General features: G+C 47.6%; 1 protein-coding gene. It reads right to left on the bottom strand.

Features of this window, described 5'->3' with window-relative positions:
• Positions 1 to 465 (bottom strand): hypothetical protein (locus CWC16_RS19485; RefSeq protein ID WP_212747456.1); only part of this gene is annotated, 465 nt, incomplete at its 3' end.
• Positions 466 to 523: the final 58 nt, after the last annotated feature.

The raw sequence follows: 523 nt of genomic DNA, 5'->3' as shown, positions 1-523 counted from the left end.
CGGATAACGCTGATGATCCAGTTTTGGGCGTTTGGGACGATCTTGTTTAGCGACGCCCTTGAGCCTTAGTTGCTTGTCTTTCTTCCTCCAGGCAGACAATACCGGGTCTGGCTCAAAGAAACGGAACCCCACAGGAATTGTGACGACATCAGTCACCAACACCATAAACACCAGCTGTTGACCGTTAAAGTAACCGCCTGTGGCTTTATCTTTGACCTTATGAGCACCAGTAATGCGGGTTGTTCTTTTAGATCGTTTCTTGCCAGAATCATCAAAATCAAGGACACCGCTGTTGATATTGTAATGGTTCAATATGTTGCGAACACTGGCTTGTAGCAAGGAGTGCCAGGCTATTTTTGCCGAGTAAAAAACCCAGCAAAGTCGGGTGGGTTTGAATTTGCCAAGGCTTCTGCGCTCAAATGCAGCCCAGCAAAGGGTTTCGGTGACGATGATTCCGGCAATCATTACCCCTAATACGGTCTTCTGTTTTGCAGTGAGTCTGGCAGAAGGCTTAAGACTTGCC

Source organism: Pseudoalteromonas sp. S3776, from assembly GCF_005886915.1.
GTDB lineage: Bacteria > Pseudomonadota > Gammaproteobacteria > Enterobacterales > Alteromonadaceae > Pseudoalteromonas.
The sequence above is the reverse complement of the archived record's forward strand: the minus strand, read 5'-3'. Positions and strand labels throughout refer to the sequence as shown.